Below are 21559 nucleotides of genomic sequence, written 5' to 3'. Positions count from 1 at the left end.
AGATAAACAGAATTTTTATTTTTTATCTGTCTACCTTAAGGGGAGCATATCACTTTTCGGACAGCCTCTTAAAATCTTTTATTCAAAAAAAACATCAACACGAACGTTTCGTTTTACACCAAATTTCAACGCGTCTTTTAGATTTTCAAAATAGACATCTATCCTATTTCCCTTAATCGCTGAACCCGTATCTTGTGCGATTCGATAGCCAATTCCTTCTATATATATTCTTGTGCCAAATGGAATCACTCTTGGGTCAACTGCAACGGTTACTCCCTCTTCTGCCTTTACTCCAGAAGCCGTTATACCATAGCCAGGATCACTTGGTCTTTTACCAGTAGATTCTGGTCCTGCTGTATAAGCAGTAAGGGTATAGTATCCAGTCATTTTTCTTTGTGAACGACTTACTGAACTCATGGTTACAACGTCAATTTTAGGAATTTTTATTGTTTCACCGATAACAAGAGCTTTGGGGATTAAATACGGATTCAAATGAAGAATTGAACCTATAGATGTATGATATTTTTTGGCAAGGTTCCATAAGGTGTCCCCTTTTTTAATTTCATAGAGATAGAATTTTGGCTCTTCTTCTTGATTTGGAATTTGAATGATACTTCCAATCTTTAATGTGGTAGGTTGAATACTAGGGTTTATCTCCATGATTTTTTTCCAATCTACATTATACTTTTTACCAATTGAATATAGGGTATCTCCATTACTTATTTGATACTCAATCGTTTTTGCTTTTCGCGGATTGATGATTTCTGTTTCCATCTCTATATTATCGAATTCTAGAACTCTAGCAAAAACACTTGAACTGAAAAAGAACGATAGAATAAGTAACAGAAATCCTGTTTTGCCAATTTTCATCTACAAACTCCTTTCAATAATAAAAACAGAAATATTCTAATTTATTCCTATCATTGCCAAAATTTATAAATTTTATACATTTTAAAATTTCTGTTACATAGAGTTCGTAGATGATGTTCATACTATTTATGAGGTGGTGTTCATGGACAAAAAAGAAAAAGCAGAATTTGCTAGAAAAGCAATGGAGAAAAAAGAAACTCCTCTTGACCATTGGAGTAAAGAAGTTGATCCAGCTATTATGTCTGGAGATGAATGGGTAGATAAAGATGATGATTTTGGTAATGCGACAACTGAAAACAAAGAATTAGAAAAAGGAATATTTAATCAAAGCGGAACTTTCATGCACCCTACTCATGATGTTTCTTATGGAAAAGATTAGACAGTACTTCGTTGGGCTGTTGACCATTCGTGTCAACAGCTTTTTTTTATCGGTTTCATCTCACCATCACTTCTTACCTTACAACTCTAAAAAGTTAGGCGAGTATCCCCGTGACAGATATTTGCCTACTTGAATAAGGTGTTATGGAAGAAAATCAAAGGAGGAATCTCTAGTGGATAAAGCCATGGCGATATTACGAAGATATCAAGAAATTGAATTTGCCGCAACTGAAGTAAGACTCTACTTAGACACCCATCCATTTGATCAGAAGGCACAATGCGATTTCAAACGATTAACGTATCAGCTAATGATGATGCGCCCTTATTTAGAACGCTTTTTTGGGCCATTGACACATGAATATTCCCAGGAAAATCCTGATCGTTGGATTGAAGAACCTTGGCCTTGGGAACTAATCTATTAAGAAAGGAGTGCAATACACAATGTGGATATATGAAAAAAAATTGCAGCGACCAGTACGTATAACAAAGCCTGATTTAACCATGGCGAAATTTTTGATCACACAATACGGTGGTCCAGATGGGGAGCTTTCAGCGGCTTTACGTTATCTAAACCAAAGATATAGTATGCCGAATAAACGGGCAAAAGCCCTTTTAACAGATATAGGTACGGAAGAGTTAGGTCACTTAGAAATGATTGCTACCATGGTTCATAAACTAACAAAAGGTGCTACACCTGAACAAATGAGAATGGCTGGATTAGGTTCTCATTTTGCAGAACATGAAAAAGCATTATTCTACGTCGATGCAAATGGTCATCCTTGGACTGCTAGTTATATTCAAGCAAAAGGTGACCCTATTGCCGATATTATGGAAGATATCGCAGCTGAGGAAAAGGCTCGCGCTACCTATGAAAACCTAATCAATCTCACCGATGATCCTGGTTTAATCGATGCTTTAAAATTCCTAAGAGAACGAGAAGTTGTCCATTCTCAGCGTTTTAGAGAGATTTTATATATTTTAAGAGAAGAAAGGGACCATAAATTTTTCTTTAAATCTAGTGAAACATTAGAAACCAAAGACATTTTTACAAATACCAACGTTACACCTGATGATATTTTAGATTAATTTATTTATTTCTGGCTAGAAAGGAGGCCATATTTTGAGAAGAAAAACCTATCCTCCTATACCTATTCCCCCTGTTAAAAGAATGCCTCTTGATTACACCAAACAATTTCCGTTAGAGAAGGCTCTAAGAAAAGGAACATTATTTAAATGGTTATATGATCCTTATGAAAAAAAAATTTTTTAATGTAGCCCCGTTGACTCGGGGTTTTTCTTTGTTTTGAAGATTTATTCGGTTATTAAATAAATTTTTAAAAAAAAGAGTATTCTAAATTATCTTATCCATGGTATAATTTAACTAAAAATTCATAATTTTTAGCAGAAAAATAATATTTTAAGAGGTGAGTAGAATCATGTACAAAGACAGAATCCGTTATGCACCATATTTAGACAGAGTCATGTCTGCTGAAGAGGCAGCCAAATTATTTAAAGATGGAATGATTGTTGGCTCAAGCGGATTTACCCGAGCCGGCGACCCTAAGCTTGTACCATTGGCATTGGCTGAAAGGGCAAAAAAAGAAAAATTACAAATAAGATTATGGACTGGAGCATCACTAAGTGATGATATTGATGGCGGTTTAGCTGAAGCTGGTGCACTCAGCCACAGATTACCTTTCCAAGCTACAAGAAGTATGAGAAATATGATTAACGAAGGAAAAATCTTATTTACTGACCAACATTTAAGTTTAACAAATGAATGGATCAGAAACGATGTAATGGGACCGATTGATATTGCTTTAGTTGAAGCCGTTGCTATAAATGAGAACGGTTACATCATTCCGACTACTTCTGTAGGTAATACTCCTTTATTCTTAGAGAAAGCTGAAAAGGTAATTATTGAAATCAATATGGCACATACTCCTGCTTTGGAAGGAGTTCATGATATTTATTTACCTGAAAGAAGGCCAGGAAGAAAGCCTATTCCTTTACTAACACCTGCAGACCGTATTGGTACTCCTTATATGAAAGTAGACCCCAACAAAGTAGCAGCGATTGTAATTACAAATCAAATGGATGTTCCTTCAAACATTTTACCACCTGATGAAGAAACAAAAATTATGGCTAATCATATTATCGAATTTTTAAAACGTGAAGTAGATCTTGGTCGTATACCTAGCTCCTTATTGCCATTACAATCAGGTATCGGTACAATTGCAAATGCTGTCTTGGATGGATTGGTAGATTCACCCTTTGAAAATCTTACTGTTGCTTCAGAGGTATTACAGGATGCTGTTTTCAATTTGATGGAAGCTGGTAAGGTTAAAATGGCATCAGCTACTTCCATTACATTGTCACCAGAATGGACGAAAAAGTTATTTGATAATTTTGAAGATTATAAGGATAAGCTTATTCTTCGGCCTCAGGAAATTAGTAATCATCCAGAAGTTATTCGTCGTTTAGGGATTATTGCCATTAATACCGCTTTAGAAGCAGACATTTTTGGTAATGTTAACTCTACACATGTTACTGGTACCCATATGATGAATGGAATCGGTGGTTCTGGTGACTTTGCCCGAAATGCAGGAATTTCTATTTTCGTTACGAAATCAGTAGCCAAAGATGGAAAGATCTCTAGTATTGTACCGATGGTTTCCCACGTAGACCATTCGGAGCATGATGTACAAGTACTTGTTACTGAACAAGGTTTAGCTGATCTTCGTGGTTTAGCTCCACGTGAAAGAGCTGAACTGATAATTGAAAAATGCGTACATCCAATGTATAAGGATAAAATGCGTGAATACTACAAAGAAGCTGTTAGCCGTGGAGGACATACTCCTCATGTGATTGAAAAAGCATTATCATGGCATCAAAAATTTATCGAAACAGGAAGTATGCTATAACAGAAAAAAACCCCGTTTTCTTTTTGAAATAACGGGGTTATCTTTTTAAGGTGTCCTGCTCCATTAGTAGGACACCTTTTTAATAATGAGCATCTTTTTCTGTTATTTTCCCAGAAAAAATTTTGTACATCATAATCTGATAGAAAATCACGATCGGGACAAAAATGATTGCAACGATGAACATAATTTTAAGGGTATATTCACTCGAAGCGGAATTGAAAATTGTAAGACTATACTTCGAATCAATACTTGATGGAAGCATATTTGGATAGAGTCCAATAATTCCAAAAAATGTCGTCGATACAATAAGTAGTGAATGAGTAATAAAGGCTTTGATCGCATCTTTCTTATTGATAAATACTTTCGTCAACAACAGAGAAATCACAGCAATCGCTAAATCAATCAACCAAATCGGATTTTCAATATAGATGTCATAAAGAGAAGTTTCAAAGTAGGTCTGAACAAGAAAGATAACCGCTAAAACCAATACCCCATACCACATTTTTGACGAAAAATCCATCACCCGTTCAGACAGTTCATCATTGGTTTTTATCCCAATCCAAATGGAACCTGAAAGAATAAATAGTCCTGTGAATAACAATCCACCACTTATGCCATACAAATTAAGTAAAGAAGAAAATGTTCCATGATATCCTTGACCATCAATAGGAAGTCCTTGGAAAATGTTTGCAAACGCTACACCAAATAAGAAGGACACAAGAAAACTCCCAATTGCTAAAGCCCATTTCCAGGCATTTTTCCATGATTCTTGATTACTTTTATTCATGAATTCAATCGCTGTTCCCCGGAAAATTAATCCTAATAGAATCAACATAAAAGGTAGATAGAAGAAACTGAACATCACTGCATAAGTCGTTGGAAAAGCTGCAAAAGTAGCACCACCCGCTGTAATTAACCATACCTCGTTTCCATCCCAAAAAGGGCCAATTGAATTAAGCAACAACTTCCGTTCATTCTCATCTTTAGCTAGAAAAGGATAAAGCATCCCTACGCCTAAGTCAAATCCATCTAACATAAAATAAACTGCCCATAATAATCCCCATAAAGCAAACCAAATGATTATTAAAGTTGTATAGGTCATCCTTATTCCTCCCTTTCCCTAAGCTTGGATTGATGGTGATGTATTGATGTTAATTTGAGCAGGTTGTTCTAAATCCGGGCCTTTCTTTGCATATTTCACTAATAAATAAATATCAGCGACGATTAAAATCGAATAAAAGATAATTACACCAATTAATGTCGCCCATACTTGGGAAATGGGGACAGGTGATACTCCGTCTACTGTTTTCATCAATCCATATACAATCCAAGGTTGTCTTCCCACTTCGGCAACGACCCAACCTAGGTTAATCGCAATATAAGGAAGAGGGATGGAGTAAAGTAACATTTTTAAATAGCGACGAGAATCTAATAACTTTCCCTTTCGATCGAGATACCAACCAAGTAAGGCCATCACAATAAAATAAACACCTAATCCCACCATGATGCGAAATGCATAAAAAACAAGCGCTACAGGTGGCCGCTCCTCTTTTGGAATGTCATTTAATCCTATTACTTTTGCATTTGGATCTTTAAATGCCAAGAAGCTTGTTAATTTAGGAATTCCAATCGCTTCTATTATGTTCCCATCATTATTCCAACTTGGAATTTGCAACAAGTACATCGGTGCTCCTTCTTGAGTTTCCCATATTGCTTCCATTGCAGCAAATTTGGATGGTTGTACCTCTGCCACATTCGAGCCATTAAGATCTCCAAGAACAGCAACCATAATCGATGAGAAAATCGCAAATACCAAAGCAATTTGAAACGACTTTTTGAAGAAATCTATTTGATTTTTTTTCAATAAATGATAAGCGCTGACACCTAGTACGAAAAATGAAGATAATACATATCCTGATAAAACAGTATGGAAGAACATCAGCCAAGCATATTTATTGGAAACAACCGCCAAAAAATCGACCAACTCTGCTCTTCCATTACGAATCATAAACCCAACAGGATGTTGCATCCAACCATTAGCAATAATAATCCAGACAGCTGAAAGATTCGTGCCTAGAGCAACCATCCAAATAGAAAATGCATGAAATTTTTTAGAAACCTTATCCCAACCGTAAATCCATAATCCTAGGAAAGTTGATTCTAAGAAGAAAGCTACCGTTGCCTCAATCGCAAGAGGTGCTCCGAAAATATCCCCAACGTATTTTGAATAGTTGGCCCAGTTCGTTCCAAATTGGAATTCCATCGTAATACCTGTTACTACGCCTAGCGCAAAATTGATAATAAAAAGCTTCCCCCAAAACTTAGCCATATTCTTATAAACTGGGTTATCTGTTTTGACATAGAGTGTTTCCATGATAGCTACCAAAATAACGAGCCCTAATGTTAAAGGAACGAAAAGAAAGTGAAAGGCAACCGTAAGAGCAAATTGAATCCGACTCAACGTCACAAGATCCATCAATTTCTCCTCCTTTATTATTTTCAATAAAAAAATTCCATGTGGCATTTATTTCTATTTTATTTTACTACAATCTATGATAAATATCACTACTTTTTTAATATATATGTTTGTAAATTATAATAATAATAAATAATATAAATTATTTATGATCTGTAATTATCTGTAATTACAAAAAAAGCACCTTCTCTCATCATGATCGATGGAGAAGTGCTTTTTATTGTGTAAATATTACAACTTATAAAACGCATCAAAGGACTGAACGACATAAAGATAGTCCTTTACTCCTGCTAATTCGCGAATCGAATGCATGGCTAACATCGGCGTACCAATATCAATCGAACGAATATCTAACTGAGTAGAAGAAATAGGACCAATCGTTGAACCTCCTCGTTCATCAGATCGATTGACAAACTTTTGTACTGGAATTCCATTTTCTTTACAAAGCAGTTCGTATACTGCGTTGGAATCTGCATCCGTCGTGTAATTTTGATTCGCATTGATTTTAATGACTGGACCACCGTTCATTTTTGGCTTATTCACAGGATCATGTTTTTCTGGATGGTTGGGATGAACAGCATGAGCCATATCTGCAGAAATCATAAATGATTTTGCTAATGCACGAAAGTAATCTTCCCGTTCTTTGCCTAATGAAAGAACAATTCGCTCGAGCACATTGGCAAGCATCGGAGCATTTGCACCTTGTTTCGTCCGACTACCAATCTCTTCATTATCAAAACAAACCATGACATTGGTTGCTTTTGTTGCTGGTGCATCTATAAGAGCTGTCATTCCCGAATGAACCATAGCTAGATTATCTAATCGACCAATGGAGATCATTTCCTCATTCAGTCCCACTAACATACCTTCTGTTGCATCGTACAGAAATAAGTCAAAATCTATAATTTCATCCTCTGATATGTTTAACTCTTCCGCAAGAAGTTTATGTATAAAGCGATCTTTTTCAAACGTTTGATTAATCAAACCAATAATCGGAAGAAGATCAATTTGAGGGTTCAATTGAATTCCCTCATTTACTTTTCGATTCATATGAATGGCTACATTTGGAATCACAAGAAGTGGGCGATCAATATTGACTAGCATTGTTTTTGGATATAATAGCTGTTCTCCTTTGACCATAACTCGACCTGCTAATGATAACGGACGGTCTAACCAAGTGTTTAAGATCGGTCCTCCATAGATTTCTGTATTCAATTTCAGATAATTTTCCGTTGTCATCACTGGGTTTGGTTTAATCCGAAAAGTAGGACTATCCGTATGAGCAGCAATGATTTTAAAACCTTCTTCTTCTACTTCTCCAATTCCAACAATAAAAGCAATAATAGCTGAGTCATTTTTTGACACATAATATTTTCCGCCCTTTTGCAAATCCCACCGCTGACCAAAATCAAGTTCCTTAAAACCATTCTTATCAAGTTGCTGTTTGATATTAGCTACAACATGAAAGACTGTAGGACTCGAATCGATAAAATGAATAAGATCTAGCGCTAATTCACGTTCGTTTCTCATAGATTCCTCCATATTTTAATATTTTATTGGTGACGTTGTTTAATTTCCTCGTTCCAATCCGATTGATCAATCTTATGTCCTGAAACGAGTTGTTTTAAATACTTTACGTTATCTTTAACTAAATCTAATGACCACTGGTTTCCATGCCCAGTGATGATTGTTTTTGGAGCTAATTCAATATAAGATTCCAATGTTAGAATATAAGTATTCACATCAGGGTGTGAAACATAGGGTATTGGATACTCCACATTATCCCCAACATAAAGTGTTCCATCAACCAAATCAAGACAACTTGCTGAATCATTTGTATGACCAGGGGTATAGTAGAATTTCACTTGATCCTCGGCAAAGATAATCTCTTCTGTAAATACTAGATTAGGGAAAAGGGGTCTAACATCCCCACGGATATAGGACTTATTTCTCTCTAACTCGCTCCAAAACCCTTTCTCTAGATTCTCTCTGCAATATTGATGAGAAAGAATGATTGAGTCAGGAAACGCACAATTTCCCCACACATGATCCCAGTCCCAATGTGAATGATGAGCTCTCTTCTGTTTTCCCATATATTGCAACCAAATTCACTTGATCTAGTTCTGGAAAACTAAAAACAACTCCTCTTGATCCCAACCGTTGTATTTTCATCATCTTCATCCTTTAAATAGTCTTAGTCCATTTTCATTGTACCATATTTTTCCCCTACATTAAGAATGTTAGTTGCTGATGAAATTAGGATCTGGTTCTAGTCTATATAATCAAAAATAAGTAAAACGGGGTGACGCTTTATGGTCACACCCCGTAAAAGTTTATCCTAACGAATGGTAATATGATAATGTCTCAACCAAAAATCTACTTGCACGAGATAAGCCAGTAATTGAGGACCTGTCATCAATTGGCCAAACCATGGGAGTTGAAAACTTTTCCCTCCTGAGTTTGCAATCTCTTCTACTTTCTCTTTATCGATGAATAGAAGAATTGGTGAAGTTGGGTCATGAAGAATTTCTAACATAACTTTGCTAACAGCAGCAGTATATTCAGGGTTGTGGGTTTTGGGATAGGGACTTTTTTTCCTCATTAGTATTTCTTCTGGCAAAACACCTTTTAATGCTTTCCGCAAAAGTCCCTTTTCCCTATTTTCAAGATTTTTCATTTCCCAAGGAACATTCCATAAATATTCTACTAAACGATGATCGGCATAAGGAACGCGAACTTCAAGCCCTGTTGCCATCGTCATCCGATCTTTTCGCTCTAATAAAGTTTGCATAAACCATGTCATATTCAAATAAAACAATTCACGCATACGACTTTGTAATGGCGATTCTCCGTGCAATTTGGGGACCTCATCTAATGTTTGTTGATAGCGTTCGCTCAAATAGTCTTTTAATCGAAGCTCATACCTTACCTCTTTAGCTAAGATATTTTCTCTTTCTGCAATGGAACGTAACCATGGAAAAGTATTTGATAAGAGGTCATCATTGCGATAAAACCATGGATAGCCACCAAAAATCTCATCGGCACATTCTCCTGACAAACCCACAGTGGCTTCTTTTTTAATTTTCCTACTAAACAGTAAGAGAGAAGAATCTACATCTGCCATTCCAGGTAAATCCCTTGCGATGACAGCGTCTTTTAATGATTCTACCAAATCAAGAGTATTGATTTCCACATAATGATGGCGGGATCCAATAAATTCTGACATCTGTCTTATATATGGAGTATCCGAGTTAGGTTGAAACTCACTAACTTTAAAATATTTTTCATTTCCTTCATAATCGATGGAGTAGGTATCGAGTTGTTCCCCCTTTTCTTTATAAATATTGGCGGCAATTGCCGAAATCAGACTTGAATCAAGGCCACCAGATAGAAAGGTAAATAAGGGAACGTCAGAAACCAATTGTCTTTTAACAGCATCAAATATCAATTCTCTTACTTTGGTAAGAGTTGTCTTTAAATCATCAAAATGAGGTTTGCTTTCTACATTCCAATATTGACGGATTTTTACCCCATTTTGGTCATAAACTAAAGAATGACCTGGTCTTAATTCGTAAATCCCATGAAAAACACCATGCCCTGGCGTTCTAGAAGGCCCTAATGCAAATACTTCGGATAGTCCTTCTTTATCTAAGATTGGAACAACCTCAGGATGCGCCAAAAGGGCTTTGATTTCTGACGCATAGAGCAATTTATGCTGATCATAAGTGTAAAAAAGAGGTTTAACCCCTAAACGATCTCTAGCAAGGAATAAACGCTGTTTCTTTTCATCCCAGACACCAAAAGCAAAAATACCATTCAAACGATCGACACATTGTTCTCCCCATTCAATATAAGATATCAAAAGAACCTCTGTATCTGAATAAGAGAAAAATCGATGTCCTCTTAATTCTAATTCTTCTCTCAATTCTTCCGTATTGTATAATTCACCGTTATAAGTAATCACATACTTATGGTCACCATATTGACGGATCATTGGCTGTTTTCCGCCTTCTGGATCGATTACTATAAGTCGAGTATGTGCTAAAGCGGCATGTTTGCCCACCCATACCCCACTTGCATCTGGACCACGATGTTTCATCGTCTCTCCCATTTGGCTAATCGTTTCTCGATGATTAGAGAGATTACGCTCCCAATCGATCCAACCTGTAATTCCACACATCTATATCAATCCTTTCCAGAGGATAAAATAGTATTTCTAAATGATGGATATATTCATATCCCATATTACGTTATATCATATGCTCTTGGGCGATAAAGGTGAAAACCATAAAAATTCATTTAGAAATACTAGAGATTCTGGAATACAAATCAAATAGAGTAACAATTCCTTGCTCTTCACAATCTTGCAATATTTTTAGCCATAAATTTGCTGTCATGATCGAATCATCTAATGCATGGTGTCGTTGGTAGATGGGAATCGAATAATAATCAAGAGCATCATCGAGAGTTTTCAATAAATGGCCAGGTATTACAACTTGCAATACTTTTTGAATCTCAAATACAGAACGATCCATTGTCCTCTGATAATTTTTCTGTAAAAAATCATTAAGAAATGTGAGATCGTGGCTGATATGAAATCCAACAATCCATGATTGACCGATGAAAGTTAAAAATTCTTGAATCACGTCTTCAATTTTGGGTGCATGTGCAATAACCTTTTCATCAATTCCTGTTAATTCAATAATCTTTTTAGGGATTGGCTGAGTGGGAGAAAGATAAGTAAAGAATACAGTTGGACTTATTTTCCCTTTTGTTATCTTTACAGCAGATAAAGAGATGATTTCGTCACCTTTGTCCGGGAAAAAGCCTGTCGTTTCCGAATCAATTACAACATAATCAATACTTGATAAATGTCTTCTTAATATAACTTCATTTTTTTTCGGTATTTCTTTTAATAGAGAACGAATTACATGTTCTTGTCGTAAAGAAGATGGATCTGTTTGCCCAATCATTTGAATTTGTTCGTGATTAAAACCAAGAGAGAGCATACGAGATATAAAATGTTTCCAATTAGATTCCATATGATAAGATCCTTATCCTTCGTCTTAATTTTTTTATTCCTTTTAGCGTTTTTTTCAATTCTACACGTTCAGAGCTAGTTAGCTGCTTTGGATCGATATGATGGGAAGAGAACTTAAAACGTAAACGTAATAAAACCGTAAATGAATGAAAAACGATTTGGAATTCTTTATTAGAGATGAATCCTTTATCTCTTAACATAATTAACCGTTCGATAATGGTGGTTTCTTTTATCCCAGCAAAAAAGGAAAGCCAATGAATGATATTCAACCACGGTATATATACACCATATTTTAAGTCAAACTGTCCAGCATAGGAGCCCCATCGTTCTGTATAGAATTGACCAAAAAGGCCAAGTGGAACCTCATAGCTTAGAATATAGTTTGCTATTCGTTTTAAGAGACGAGAATTGTTTTGAATGAAAGTCAACATCCAGTTACGCAACTGTTCCCCTAATTCTTGATCTCCATAAATCACTCTAAAATCAGCAGCAATAAAAATATAGCGAATATCATTCATTGAATCTTGATCTCCCCATGAGGTAATCGTTTCTTTCCATCCATTTAACGTTTTTTGCCATCGAGGATTGGTTGCCATAACATTCCCTTGACATAAGGGATAGCCAAGCGCCATTAAATTATTTACGGCAAGTACTGCAAAACGTCGAACAAAACGTTCAACTTGCTCTTGACTCTGGCTTTCTCCAATACAATAGATCAGTCCATTATCCTGATCAGCTCTTTTAGTTTGTTCCTTTCTCCCACCACTTCCCATGATAAGCCAAGCATATCGTTCAGGAGGCAACCCAATTTTTTCTTCTTGCGTTTGTTTCTCTGCAAAGGAAACAGCTTTCTTCGTTAATAGGTCGTGAATCTGACTTAAGGTATGATAGAGATGAAAAACGTCCATTTCTTCTTGTATTGCAACATTATCGAAAATTTTAGAAAACAATTCTTGTTTGATTTCAGTTAATTCTTTAAGAGTATTCGTCTGATCCATTCTTACGATCCAATCGTCAATATATAATGGTTCCATTCCATTTTCTCCTCAAACTCTCTTTAGCTAACCTGCATTTTATTCACATGATGATTCAAAAGCTCCAAATGCTCTGGATAACCATAAGCTCCATGCTCACTGATGTCTAATCCCGAAATCTCTTGTTCAGGTGTTACCCTTAACCCGACAGTTAGTTTTATAGCTCCAAGAATTAAAAAAGAAACGATCGCTACATATACCGCTGCTCCAAGAACCCCGATGATTTGTACCCATAATTGATGAAAGCCTCCACCATAAAACAATCCTGCTTTACCAATTTTAGTAATTTCAACTAATCGTGGAGAAGCAAAAAGACCTGTGGAAATCGTTCCAATTACTCCAGAAATCCCATGAACAGAAAAAGCATATATCGGATCATCAATCCCTTTTCTTTCGAAATAAATCGACGTCCAAAATGTAAAGGAACCTGCCACTGCCCCAATAACAATTGCTGCCCAAGGCTCGACAAATGCAGAGGCGGCTGTGATGGCAACTAATGCTGCTAGTACACCATTCACCATCGCTGATACATCTGCTTTTCCTGTTAGTATTTTTGCGGTAATTAATGCTGCTAGTGCTCCTGCTGCTGCTGCAAGATGAGTCGTCAATGCGACATATCCAAAAAATCCATCAACAGTGCTCATTGTACTACCTGCATTAAACCCGAACCAACCAACCCATAAAATAATTCCTCCTAAAACAGTGTAGACCTGGTTGTGACCGGGGATAAGATTTGGTGTTCGATCATGATTAAATTTACCAATCCGTGGACCGAGAAGTAATGTCGCAATAAAACCAGCTATCGCACCTTGAAGATGAACTACGGTTGAGCCAGCAAAATCTTGCATTCCAATCTGTGCCAACCAACCTCCACCCCATACCCAATGGCCAACAACTGGATAAATAAATATTGTAAATAATGTACCAAAGATAAAGTAAACCGATAATTTGGCTCGTTCAGCAAATCCCCCCCATGCGATTGCCAAAGAAACGGCAGCAAATGCTAATTGGAATAAAAACTTTAAGGATAGTGGAACATGGGCCCATGATAAAGAGTCAAAAGTTGTCTTTGATCCTTCTTTTAAAAACCAACCACTAGTACCAAACCATTGATTTCCTTCGCCAAAGGTAATAGCAAATCCAAATGCCCAAAAAGCTAATGTAGCAATAGCAAAACTTAAGATTTGTTTTCCAGCTATATGCCCCGCATTTTTCATTCTTGTTGATCCTGCTTCTAATAACGCAAATCCCGCCTGCATGAAAATCACCAACACAGAAGCAACAATCACCCATACAGAGTCTAACATTAAACTGAATTTTTCCATTACATTTCCTCCCTTTCATTTCTTAAGTATTTATGTTAAATATTCTAACACAATACGAGATAAAATGTTACATGAATTTTAGAAAATAAATATTTTTTTTATTTACATCAAAAATCGCTAATAATTCCGTTGCGATTTTCTTAAAATATTATATTTAGTCTTTTTTTTGTGTAATAATAATTAACATCACAGTTCAAAGAAACTACCATAAAAAACTTGTTGACTGCCAATTTCTTAATCATACACTATAATTTTTAACAATGAAGCCAATAAAAAAATCTCCCCTAAAAAGGGAGATCCTTATTTTGACTTATACAAAGATATCCTTAATAGAACCAATATTCCATTAAGAACCCAATTACAATTCCTAAACTTGCTCCTACTATAACTTCTAAAGGTTTATGACCAATTAGCTCTTTTAAAGGAGTATGCTCTCTCTTTTTTGTCTTATACTTCAATTGTTCAACCAAAATTTGAAAGTCTTGAACTAAGACATTTAATAATCTCGCATGTTTAGAAGCTTGGTAACGTATTCCCGCTGCATCCCACATAGTGATTAGAGAAAAAACCAAGGAAATCGCAAATTCCGTAGAATGAATTCCATGTTTAAAGCCAACCGCTGTAGTCAATGAACTCACTAATGCAGAATGAGAGCTTGGCATACCACCGTTACTAAAAATAATCAGCGGTTCCCATTTTTTATTAAATATTAAATGGGTAAATAGTTTCGAGAATTGAGCAACGATCATCGCAATTAAAGCACTCATTAAAGGAAAATTCGACAGAAGAGTTTGCAATGTCATAGCTATCTCCTTTAGATCGTCTATCTTTTCCTTTCTTGATTTAATAGCTGATATTTTAGATCCCATAATTTTTTGGATAAATCTACATGGTAAATGTGAGGATTATGAAGACGTTTAATTTCCTCAGATAGCATATTTAACTCCTGTTTTGCATGATTGCGAATTTCCTCTAATGAAGGTAAATTGTAAACTAATCGTCCCGATTGAAAAATAGGTACTAGCAATTCTTTGGCAACAAAGTTGCGAACGACTTTCTTCTTCCAAATATTCACAGGGTCAAAAGCAATAAAATCATCTTGAGGTATCGGTTCATCCTCTAACATAATTAGGTCAAGAATCGCTTTCTTTGTCGTACGATCGTAAAAACGAACCACTTTTTTACAACCGGGTGTTGTAATTTTTTCTGGATTTTCACTAATCTTGATTTTAGGAATAAATTGATCCCCTTCCTTTTCTGCGACAAGCTTATAAACTCCTCCTAGTGATGGACAATCACTGGAAGTAATTAAGTTTGTACCTACACCCCAAATATCGATTTTCGCTCCTTGAAGTTTTAAATCTCGAATCAATTCCTCATCTAGATCATTGGAAGCAACAATCTTTGCTTCAGGAAACCCTGCTTCATCCAACATTTTTCTCGCTTGTTTTGACAAATAGGCTAGATCTCCTGAATCTAAGCGGATCCCATAATTTTTAAAGTTATCCCCTAATTTTTCTTTCATAATTTTAAAGGTTTTAATGGCGTTGGGCACACCACTTTTTAACGTATCATAGGTATCGACTAATAAACTTACATTATCTGGGAAAGACTGAGCAAACGCCATAAATGCTTCTAATTCCGATGAGTAACTTTGAACATAGGCATGAGCATGAGTTCCTCGAATGGGAATGGAAAACATTTTTCCCGCTAATACATTGGAAGTAGCTGATACTCCACCAATATAAGCGGCACGTGCCCCATAGATTCCCGCATCTGGTCCTTGTGCTCTTCTTAAACCAAATTCTAAAACGGGATCACCATCAGCAGCATAGACGACCCGTGAAGCTTTTGTTGCAATGAGGGTTTGGTGATTAATAATATTAAGTATGGCCGTTTCAATCAGTTGTGCTTCTATAACATTGGTACGAACTTTTAAAATCGGTTCGTTTGGAAAAACAACAGTCCCCTCAGGAACTGCCCATATCTCCCCTGTAAAGCGAAATTCTAATAAATATTGTAAAAAATCAGGATCATATTTATGTACGCTGGCAAGATAATCTACATCCTCTTTGGTAAAGCGAAGATTTTGAATATATTCAACCACTTGTTCTAAACCAGCAAAAATTGAGTACCCACTTCCACAAGGATTCTTACGAAAATAAACATCAAAAACCACTTCTTTATCGAGTAGATCGTTTTTAAAATGGACATACATCATATTAATTTGATAATAATCCGTTAACATTGTAAGATTTCTAGTGTTTTGCTCATTATGTATCATTGGTTTTCCCCTTTTTCTTTTCTAGATTTTTATATTACATTATGTAATTTTCTATTTATTGTAACATGTAAATCAACAATTTATAATATCTTTTACACAAAAAATATAAACACCACGCAATGAAACGTGGTGTTTTATGTATATTTGGGAAAGTAAGCCTATAAGCCGAGTTCTGTACTTCTAGTGGTAAAGCGCATTTTAGCTCCCACTGTTGAAGCGGTAATCATCTATCTAGGCCATATATTGCTATATGGCTCAAGCGACAAACCCGAACGCGGAGCGGGCCACCCCATATGCGTTCCTACCTTGTCTTGCTCCGGGTGGGGTTTACCAGGGAATAAGTCGCCATATTCCCTCGTGGTCTCTTACACCACGGTTGCACCCTTGCCTGTACCATCATCAGATGGCCATCGGCGGTCCATTTCTGTGGCACTATCCTTCAGATCGCTCTGACTGGACGTTATCCAGCACCCTGCCCTATGGAGCTCGGACTTTCCTCTCGTGGATCAAATCCACCAGCGATTACCCAGCTTACTTTCCTTATCAACTTTTCGAAATGACAGCAAGTATTAGTATAACAAATGAATATATAATATGCAATATGTAATGTCTACATAAACTGGAACGGACTAGTATTAGCCTTGGATATCAACACTTTTGTTTCAATCTTTCTTGTTTGAAATTCTTGTTCTAGATATATTTTTAACTCAGGTAGTACCCATTTTTCCACATTATGCCCCACATCAATGATTCCTAATCCTTCAGCCATTGCTTCGTGAGCCACATGATAATAAATATCTCCTGTAATCAGTACATCAACTCCTTGAAATGCCGCAGTTTGTACAAAACGATTGCCATCGCCACCGACAATCGCCACTTTACGTACTTTTTGTGTTAAATCACCTACTACTCTTACTCCATCTAATTCCAACTGTTGTTTGACAAAAAGAGCAAATTCTTTTAGTGTTAATTCTTCAGCTAATCTGCCTACACGACCAATCCCATAACTTTTTCCTTTGATTTCTAAAGGATAAATGTCATAAGCTACTTCTTCATAAGGATGAACCTTTAACATTGCTTTAATCGCTTGGTTTTGTTTTTCCTCAGGAACAACCGTTTCAATTCTTACCTCATTCACTCGTTCCAATCTCCCTTGTTGACCAATATACGGATTTGTTCCTTCTCTAGGCATGAAGGTGCCGATTCCTAAAGTATTGAAGCTGCAATGACTATAGTTTCCAATCCAGCCGGCTCCATTTGCTGACAACGCATCTAATACAACCTGTTGATGGCTCTCAGGAACATAGACGACAATCTTTTTTAGTTTTTGTTGATACACCTCTTGTAAGAATTCCGTAGCCTCGATCCCAAGCCTTTTTGCTAATGCGTCATTCACTCCACCTAAGGCCACATCTAAATTGGTATGGGCTGTATAGACAGCAATGTCATGTTTCAATAATTTTTGATAGATGCGCCCTTGTGGTAAATCGGTTCGCAGATGTTTTAATGGCTGATAGATGGAGGCATGATGGGTGATGATGAGATCCACTTTTTGTTCAATCGCTTCATCTACCACATTTTCCAAAACATCTAAGGTCAACATCACCGTTTTCACTTCTTTTTGTAATGTACCAACCTGTAAGCCGATGCGGTCTCCTTCCATCGCTAAATATTTTGGCGCAAGTTGTTCCATTATTTGGATAATGGTTTGTCCTTGAGCAAACACTTTAATACCCCCGAAATCCAGTTTTTTTTCGTGATAAATTTTTCTAGTTTTTCTTCTCTCTCCTTATCATTACTAATCTGGTCCAATTGCTTTATGATGGTATCTATTTTCTTTGCTTCTTGTTGCCATTTTTTTAAAAGGATCGCTGGTCGCTTTCGCCATAAAACTGGACCTAAACGATATAATTCTTCCTTCGTTCGCTCCACTCCTAGATAAGGATCCTCTCCGTTTATTCGCTTTGGTTCAGCAATGATAATTTCATAAATTTTGCCATTCTCTTCTAGAATGGTCTCATCGACAATTTGCCAGTGATTTTGATCGAGCCATTTCCTTACCAATTCTTCTCCTATATTAGGTTGGAGAATGAGTCGTTCAATCGTAGATAACTTTTCTTTCCCAGCTTCTAAAATCTCAACAATTAAGGCCCCGCCCATTCCTGCGATGATAATAACATCAACTTCGTTTTCTTGAATTACTTCTAAGCCATTTCCTTTTCTTACTGAAATCTGATTCGTTAAGCCATATTGCTGAACTTGCCTTTTTGCAGCCTGTAAAGGGCCTTCATTGACATCGCCAGCAATGGCAAAGGGAGCAATCTGGTTGATGACTAAATAATTTGGCAAAAGAGCATGATCAGATCCAATGTCAGCAATTTTTTTCCCATTTGGAACATACGAAGCAATCGTTTTTAACCGATTGGATAAAATCACCGAATTCATACTTCACCTTTTCCTATCCCTAAATGTCAAAATACATTATACTATCATTTTTCTTTGATCAACAACCATTCCGCAAAAAATGGAGTCATATCTTTACCGGTAATTTGATTTACAATCTTTATAAAATCCTTTGTTGTGGCAATTTTATATTGATATTGTTGATAATACGTATGTAAGATTTGTTTCATCTTTTCATCGCCAATTTGATTTCTCAAACTCCATAACATTGCAGCTGGCCTTGCATAAACAAATGGTCCGTATAAATCGCCAAAAGTATAGATGGGTTGAAGCACACTTATTTCTTGAGAAGCGGCGAGTTGATCAGTTAAAGTTTTGATTCGTTCCATTAATGAATTGAGATTGGTTTTATTCAATATTTTCTCGCTGTAAAGATATTCGGAAAACGTGGTTAAACCCTCATCAAGCCATGGCTCTTTTACTTGATCATTACCAACGGTACTATACCACCATTGATGTGCCAATTCATGGGCAACCACATTGAGCGCAGGGCGAGTTTGTTCCCCTATTTTGATTAATGGATCAGATGTCACAAGTCCTGGATACTCCATTCCCGCAATGCCAAAACTGGAGTTCCCTAAAACCACATCAATTTCTTTCATTGGATAGGAACCAAAATATTCTTCATAAAAATCCATCGCATAAACAGCTCCCCCTAATAGCAAAGGAGCAACCTCTTGTTGGTCTGGTAAATACCAGAGATTAGTTTTAATGCCACTTTTTGAATGGGTTGTGATTTTCTCATATTCCTTTGTGATGACAATGGCAAAGTCTCTAACATTCTCTTGCGCTAAAAAGAGATAATCCTGCCCATTCACTTCTTGAGGCGGGTCAGTTGCCGTGGAAATCACCCGATACCCTTTGGGCAGTTTTAATTTTATATCAAAATTAGCCACATTTGTATAAAAAGGATCACCTATAGTTGTATATGGATCCAAATGCCATCCTTGCTGATCATAAACGGCTAACATGGGATACCATTGAGCGAGAAACACCGACTGGTTGATTGCACTTAGTCGATATCCTTTTGTCGGCAACTTTAACTCAAACTCCATTTCTATGTTCGCCGTTTTATTTTTTGGCAATGGTTTGGGAAAATTTAATTTTAATAATGTACCATTTTGGTGGGGGTAAGCCTCAATTCCATCAATCATTGCTTTTTTAATGGTAAGATAACCAATCGTTTTCGGCTTGTTTTCCTTTTCCCATTTCCACTCTTTAAAAGCATTGGGGTATAGATGAAAATAGATTTCATTTAACGCGTTACCTGTTTGATTGGGATATTGAAGTTCCATTTGTCCTATAATCATTTGTTCTTTCTCTTTATATTCTATATCTAAGCGATACTGAGGAATCATCTTTCCTTTTACTTCAGCATAAACAATTTCATTAAAGCCTTTGTTTGTTAAAAATAACATGAGAATAACAAAAATCCATTTTCTACTCTGTCGTGCCATTTTTTCATCACTCCTTTTTAAGTAGAATTTGCTATTTCAATCCAAATCATCCATTTTACCAATGATTACATTGGAATAATTTGCATTCGAATTTAAAAAGATGTAAAATTGAGGAAGAAAAATAAAAAAAGCCTGCAAAATGATTTGCAGACTTTATCATCCTGATTACTCTAAGAAATCTTTTAATCGTTTGCTACGGCTTGGATGACGAAGTTTTCGTAAGGCTTTTGCCTCAATTTGGCGAATACGTTCTCTTGTAACTCCAAACACTTTGCCTACTTCTTCAAGAGTTCGAGTTCTGCCATCATCTAATCCGAAACGTAGACGCAACACATTTTCTTCTCTTTCTGTTAATGTGTCTAAAACGTCTTCTAGTTGTTCTTTTAATAGTTCATAAGCTGCTGCATCTGAGGGGGCTAAAGCATCTTGATCCTCAATAAAATCCCCTAAGTGGGAATCATCTTCTTCGCCAATCGGTGTTTCTAAAGAAACAGGTTCTTGAGCAATCTTCATGATTTCTCTTACTTTTTCAACACTTAAATTCATCTCTTCTGCAATTTCTTCTGGAGTGGGTTCTCGCCCTAATTCTTGTAGCAATTGCCTAGAGACACGAATAAGTTTATTAATCGTTTCAACCATGTGTACAGGAATGCGGATAGTTCTTGCTTGGTCAGCGATCGCCCTTGTTATTGCTTGGCGAATCCACCATGTCGCATAAGTACTAAATTTGTACCCTTTGCGATAATCAAACTTTTCTACCGCTTTAATTAATCCCATATTCCCTTCTTGTATGAGATCAAGGAATAGCATTCCTCTTCCTACATATCGTTTGGCTATACTTACAACAAGCCTTAGGTTTGCTTCAGTCAGACGGCGTTTTGCCTCTTCGTCACCTTGTTCAATACGTTTTGCTAATTCAATCTCTTCTTCAGCAGATAACAACGGAACACGGCCAATTTCTTTTAGGTACATTCGAACAGGGTCATTAATCTTCACTCCAGGAGGAATGGACAAATCATCGAAGTCGTAATCTTCATCTGTTTCTGAGATTTTTTCAAGATCATCATCAAGTATTAATGGATCATCTTGATCTTCATTGACAATCTCGATTCCCTGATCGGTCAAATACTCAAAAAATTCATCGATTTGATCAGAATCTTGATCATATATAGATAATTTATCCATAATTTCTTTATATGAAATTGAACCCCGTTTTTTTGCTTGTTCCACGATTTGCTCTTTCATTTGCTCTAGCGTTAGTTCGGGCTCAATATGATTACTCTTATCTTTGGCCATATCGTTCCCTC

At 36.4% G+C, this 21559-nt stretch carries 19 protein-coding genes, 1 other RNA gene and 1 pseudogene; 5 read left to right on the top strand and 16 right to left on the bottom strand.

Going from position 1 to position 21559, the window contains the following annotated elements:
• Positions 1–78: 78 nt before the first annotated feature.
• Complete coding sequence (locus tag ACMW72_RS07100; protein ID WP_418368146.1) at positions 79–870, bottom strand: LysM peptidoglycan-binding domain-containing protein; 792 nt, start codon at positions 868–870, stop codon at positions 79–81.
• A 142-nt stretch (positions 871–1012) separates the two neighbouring features.
• On the opposite strand from ACMW72_RS07100, the gene ACMW72_RS07095 reads away from it, so the two are divergent.
• The 5 genes and pseudogenes from ACMW72_RS07095 (at position 1013) to ACMW72_RS07075 (ending at position 4172) form a co-directional block, all read left to right on the top strand.
• On the top strand, positions 1013–1249 hold the full coding sequence (locus ACMW72_RS07095) for a DUF3905 domain-containing protein (protein WP_418368145.1): 237 nt from the start codon (positions 1013–1015) through the stop codon (positions 1247–1249).
• A 172-nt stretch (positions 1250–1421) separates the two neighbouring features.
• Complete coding sequence (locus ACMW72_RS07090; protein WP_418368144.1) at positions 1422–1670, top strand: spore coat protein CotJB; 249 nt, start codon at positions 1422–1424, stop codon at positions 1668–1670.
• A gap of 19 nt (positions 1671–1689) precedes the next feature.
• Positions 1690–2259 (top strand): annotated as a pseudogene (locus ACMW72_RS07085) (manganese catalase family protein); the annotation flags it as partial.
• Between the two features lie 157 nt (positions 2260–2416).
• Positions 2417–2518: a spore coat associated protein CotJA gene (locus tag ACMW72_RS07080; protein WP_418368155.1), complete on the top strand. Its 102-nt coding sequence runs from the start codon at positions 2417–2419 to the stop codon at positions 2516–2518.
• Between the two features lie 166 nt (positions 2519–2684).
• Positions 2685–4172: an acetyl-CoA hydrolase/transferase family protein gene (locus ACMW72_RS07075; protein ID WP_418368143.1), complete on the top strand. Its 1488-nt coding sequence runs from the start codon at positions 2685–2687 to the stop codon at positions 4170–4172.
• 79 nt (positions 4173–4251) lie between these two features.
• On the opposite strand, the gene cydB is transcribed toward ACMW72_RS07075, so the two are convergent.
• From cydB to rpoD, 15 genes are all read right to left on the bottom strand, one after another.
• Positions 4252–5274, bottom strand: a complete 1023-nt coding sequence (gene cydB, locus ACMW72_RS07070; RefSeq protein WP_418368142.1) for a cytochrome d ubiquinol oxidase subunit II — start codon at positions 5272–5274, stop codon at positions 4252–4254.
• Positions 5275–5292: 18 nt separating this feature from the next.
• On the bottom strand, positions 5293–6651 hold the full coding sequence (locus ACMW72_RS07065; RefSeq protein WP_418368141.1) for a cytochrome ubiquinol oxidase subunit I: 1359 nt from the start codon (positions 6649–6651) through the stop codon (positions 5293–5295).
• Positions 6652–6879: 228 nt separating this feature from the next.
• A complete protein-coding gene (locus tag ACMW72_RS07060) occupies positions 6880–8178 on the bottom strand; it encodes a M18 family aminopeptidase (RefSeq protein ID WP_418368140.1) in 1299 nt (432 codons plus the stop codon).
• A gap of 23 nt (positions 8179–8201) precedes the next feature.
• Positions 8202–8741 carry an MBL fold metallo-hydrolase gene (locus tag ACMW72_RS07055; protein WP_418368139.1) on the bottom strand — a complete coding sequence of 180 codons (540 nt, stop codon included), beginning with the start codon at positions 8739–8741 and terminating at the stop codon, positions 8202–8204.
• A gap of 245 nt (positions 8742–8986) precedes the next feature.
• The gene (gene asnB, locus ACMW72_RS07050; protein WP_418368138.1) at positions 8987–10828 is read right to left on the bottom strand and encodes an asparagine synthase (glutamine-hydrolyzing); all 1842 of its coding nucleotides are present in this window, start codon (positions 10826–10828) and stop codon (positions 8987–8989) included.
• A 115-nt stretch (positions 10829–10943) separates the two neighbouring features.
• The gene (locus tag ACMW72_RS07045; protein WP_418368137.1) at positions 10944–11690 is read right to left on the bottom strand and encodes an exonuclease domain-containing protein; all 747 of its coding nucleotides are present in this window, start codon (positions 11688–11690) and stop codon (positions 10944–10946) included.
• Positions 11680–12723, bottom strand: a complete 1044-nt coding sequence (locus tag ACMW72_RS07040) for a DUF294 nucleotidyltransferase-like domain-containing protein (protein WP_418368136.1) — start codon at positions 12721–12723, stop codon at positions 11680–11682. The genes ACMW72_RS07045 and ACMW72_RS07040 overlap by 11 nt, the downstream gene beginning before the upstream one ends.
• Positions 12724–12746: 23 nt before the next feature.
• Positions 12747–14048: an ammonium transporter gene (locus tag ACMW72_RS07035; protein WP_418368135.1), complete on the bottom strand. Its 1302-nt coding sequence runs from the start codon at positions 14046–14048 to the stop codon at positions 12747–12749.
• Positions 14049–14374: 326 nt separating this feature from the next.
• Positions 14375–14851 (bottom strand): divergent PAP2 family protein, encoded by a 477-nt coding sequence (locus ACMW72_RS07030; RefSeq protein WP_418368134.1) that lies wholly within the window; start codon positions 14849–14851, stop codon positions 14375–14377.
• 20 nt (positions 14852–14871) lie between these two features.
• The gene (locus tag ACMW72_RS07025; RefSeq protein ID WP_418368133.1) at positions 14872–16332 is read right to left on the bottom strand and encodes a nicotinate phosphoribosyltransferase; all 1461 of its coding nucleotides are present in this window, start codon (positions 16330–16332) and stop codon (positions 14872–14874) included.
• A gap of 145 nt (positions 16333–16477) precedes the next feature.
• An RNA gene (gene rnpB, locus ACMW72_RS07020) (RNase P RNA component class A) lies at positions 16478–16870 on the bottom strand.
• A gap of 72 nt (positions 16871–16942) precedes the next feature.
• Positions 16943–18058, bottom strand: coding sequence for a Nif3-like dinuclear metal center hexameric protein (locus ACMW72_RS07015; protein ID WP_418368132.1), 1116 nt, complete (start codon positions 18056–18058; stop codon positions 16943–16945).
• The gene (locus ACMW72_RS07010) at positions 18025–18777 is read right to left on the bottom strand and encodes a tRNA (adenine(22)-N(1))-methyltransferase (protein ID WP_418368131.1); all 753 of its coding nucleotides are present in this window, start codon (positions 18775–18777) and stop codon (positions 18025–18027) included. The genes ACMW72_RS07015 and ACMW72_RS07010 overlap by 34 nt, the downstream gene beginning before the upstream one ends.
• Before the next feature lie 44 nt (positions 18778–18821).
• Entirely contained in the window at positions 18822–20252 is a 1431-nt protein-coding gene (locus ACMW72_RS07005; protein WP_418368130.1) for a M1 family metallopeptidase, read from the bottom strand.
• A gap of 165 nt (positions 20253–20417) precedes the next feature.
• The gene (gene rpoD / locus ACMW72_RS07000) at positions 20418–21548 is read right to left on the bottom strand and encodes an RNA polymerase sigma factor RpoD (RefSeq protein WP_418368129.1); all 1131 of its coding nucleotides are present in this window, start codon (positions 21546–21548) and stop codon (positions 20418–20420) included.
• Positions 21549–21559 lie beyond the last annotated feature (11 nt).

Origin of the sequence: Tepidibacillus sp. LV47 (genome assembly GCF_048381575.1) — a bacterium.
Lineage (GTDB): Bacteria > Bacillota > Bacilli > Tepidibacillales > Tepidibacillaceae > Tepidibacillus.
The sequence above is the reverse complement of the archived record's forward strand: the minus strand, read 5'-3'. Positions and strand labels throughout refer to the sequence as shown.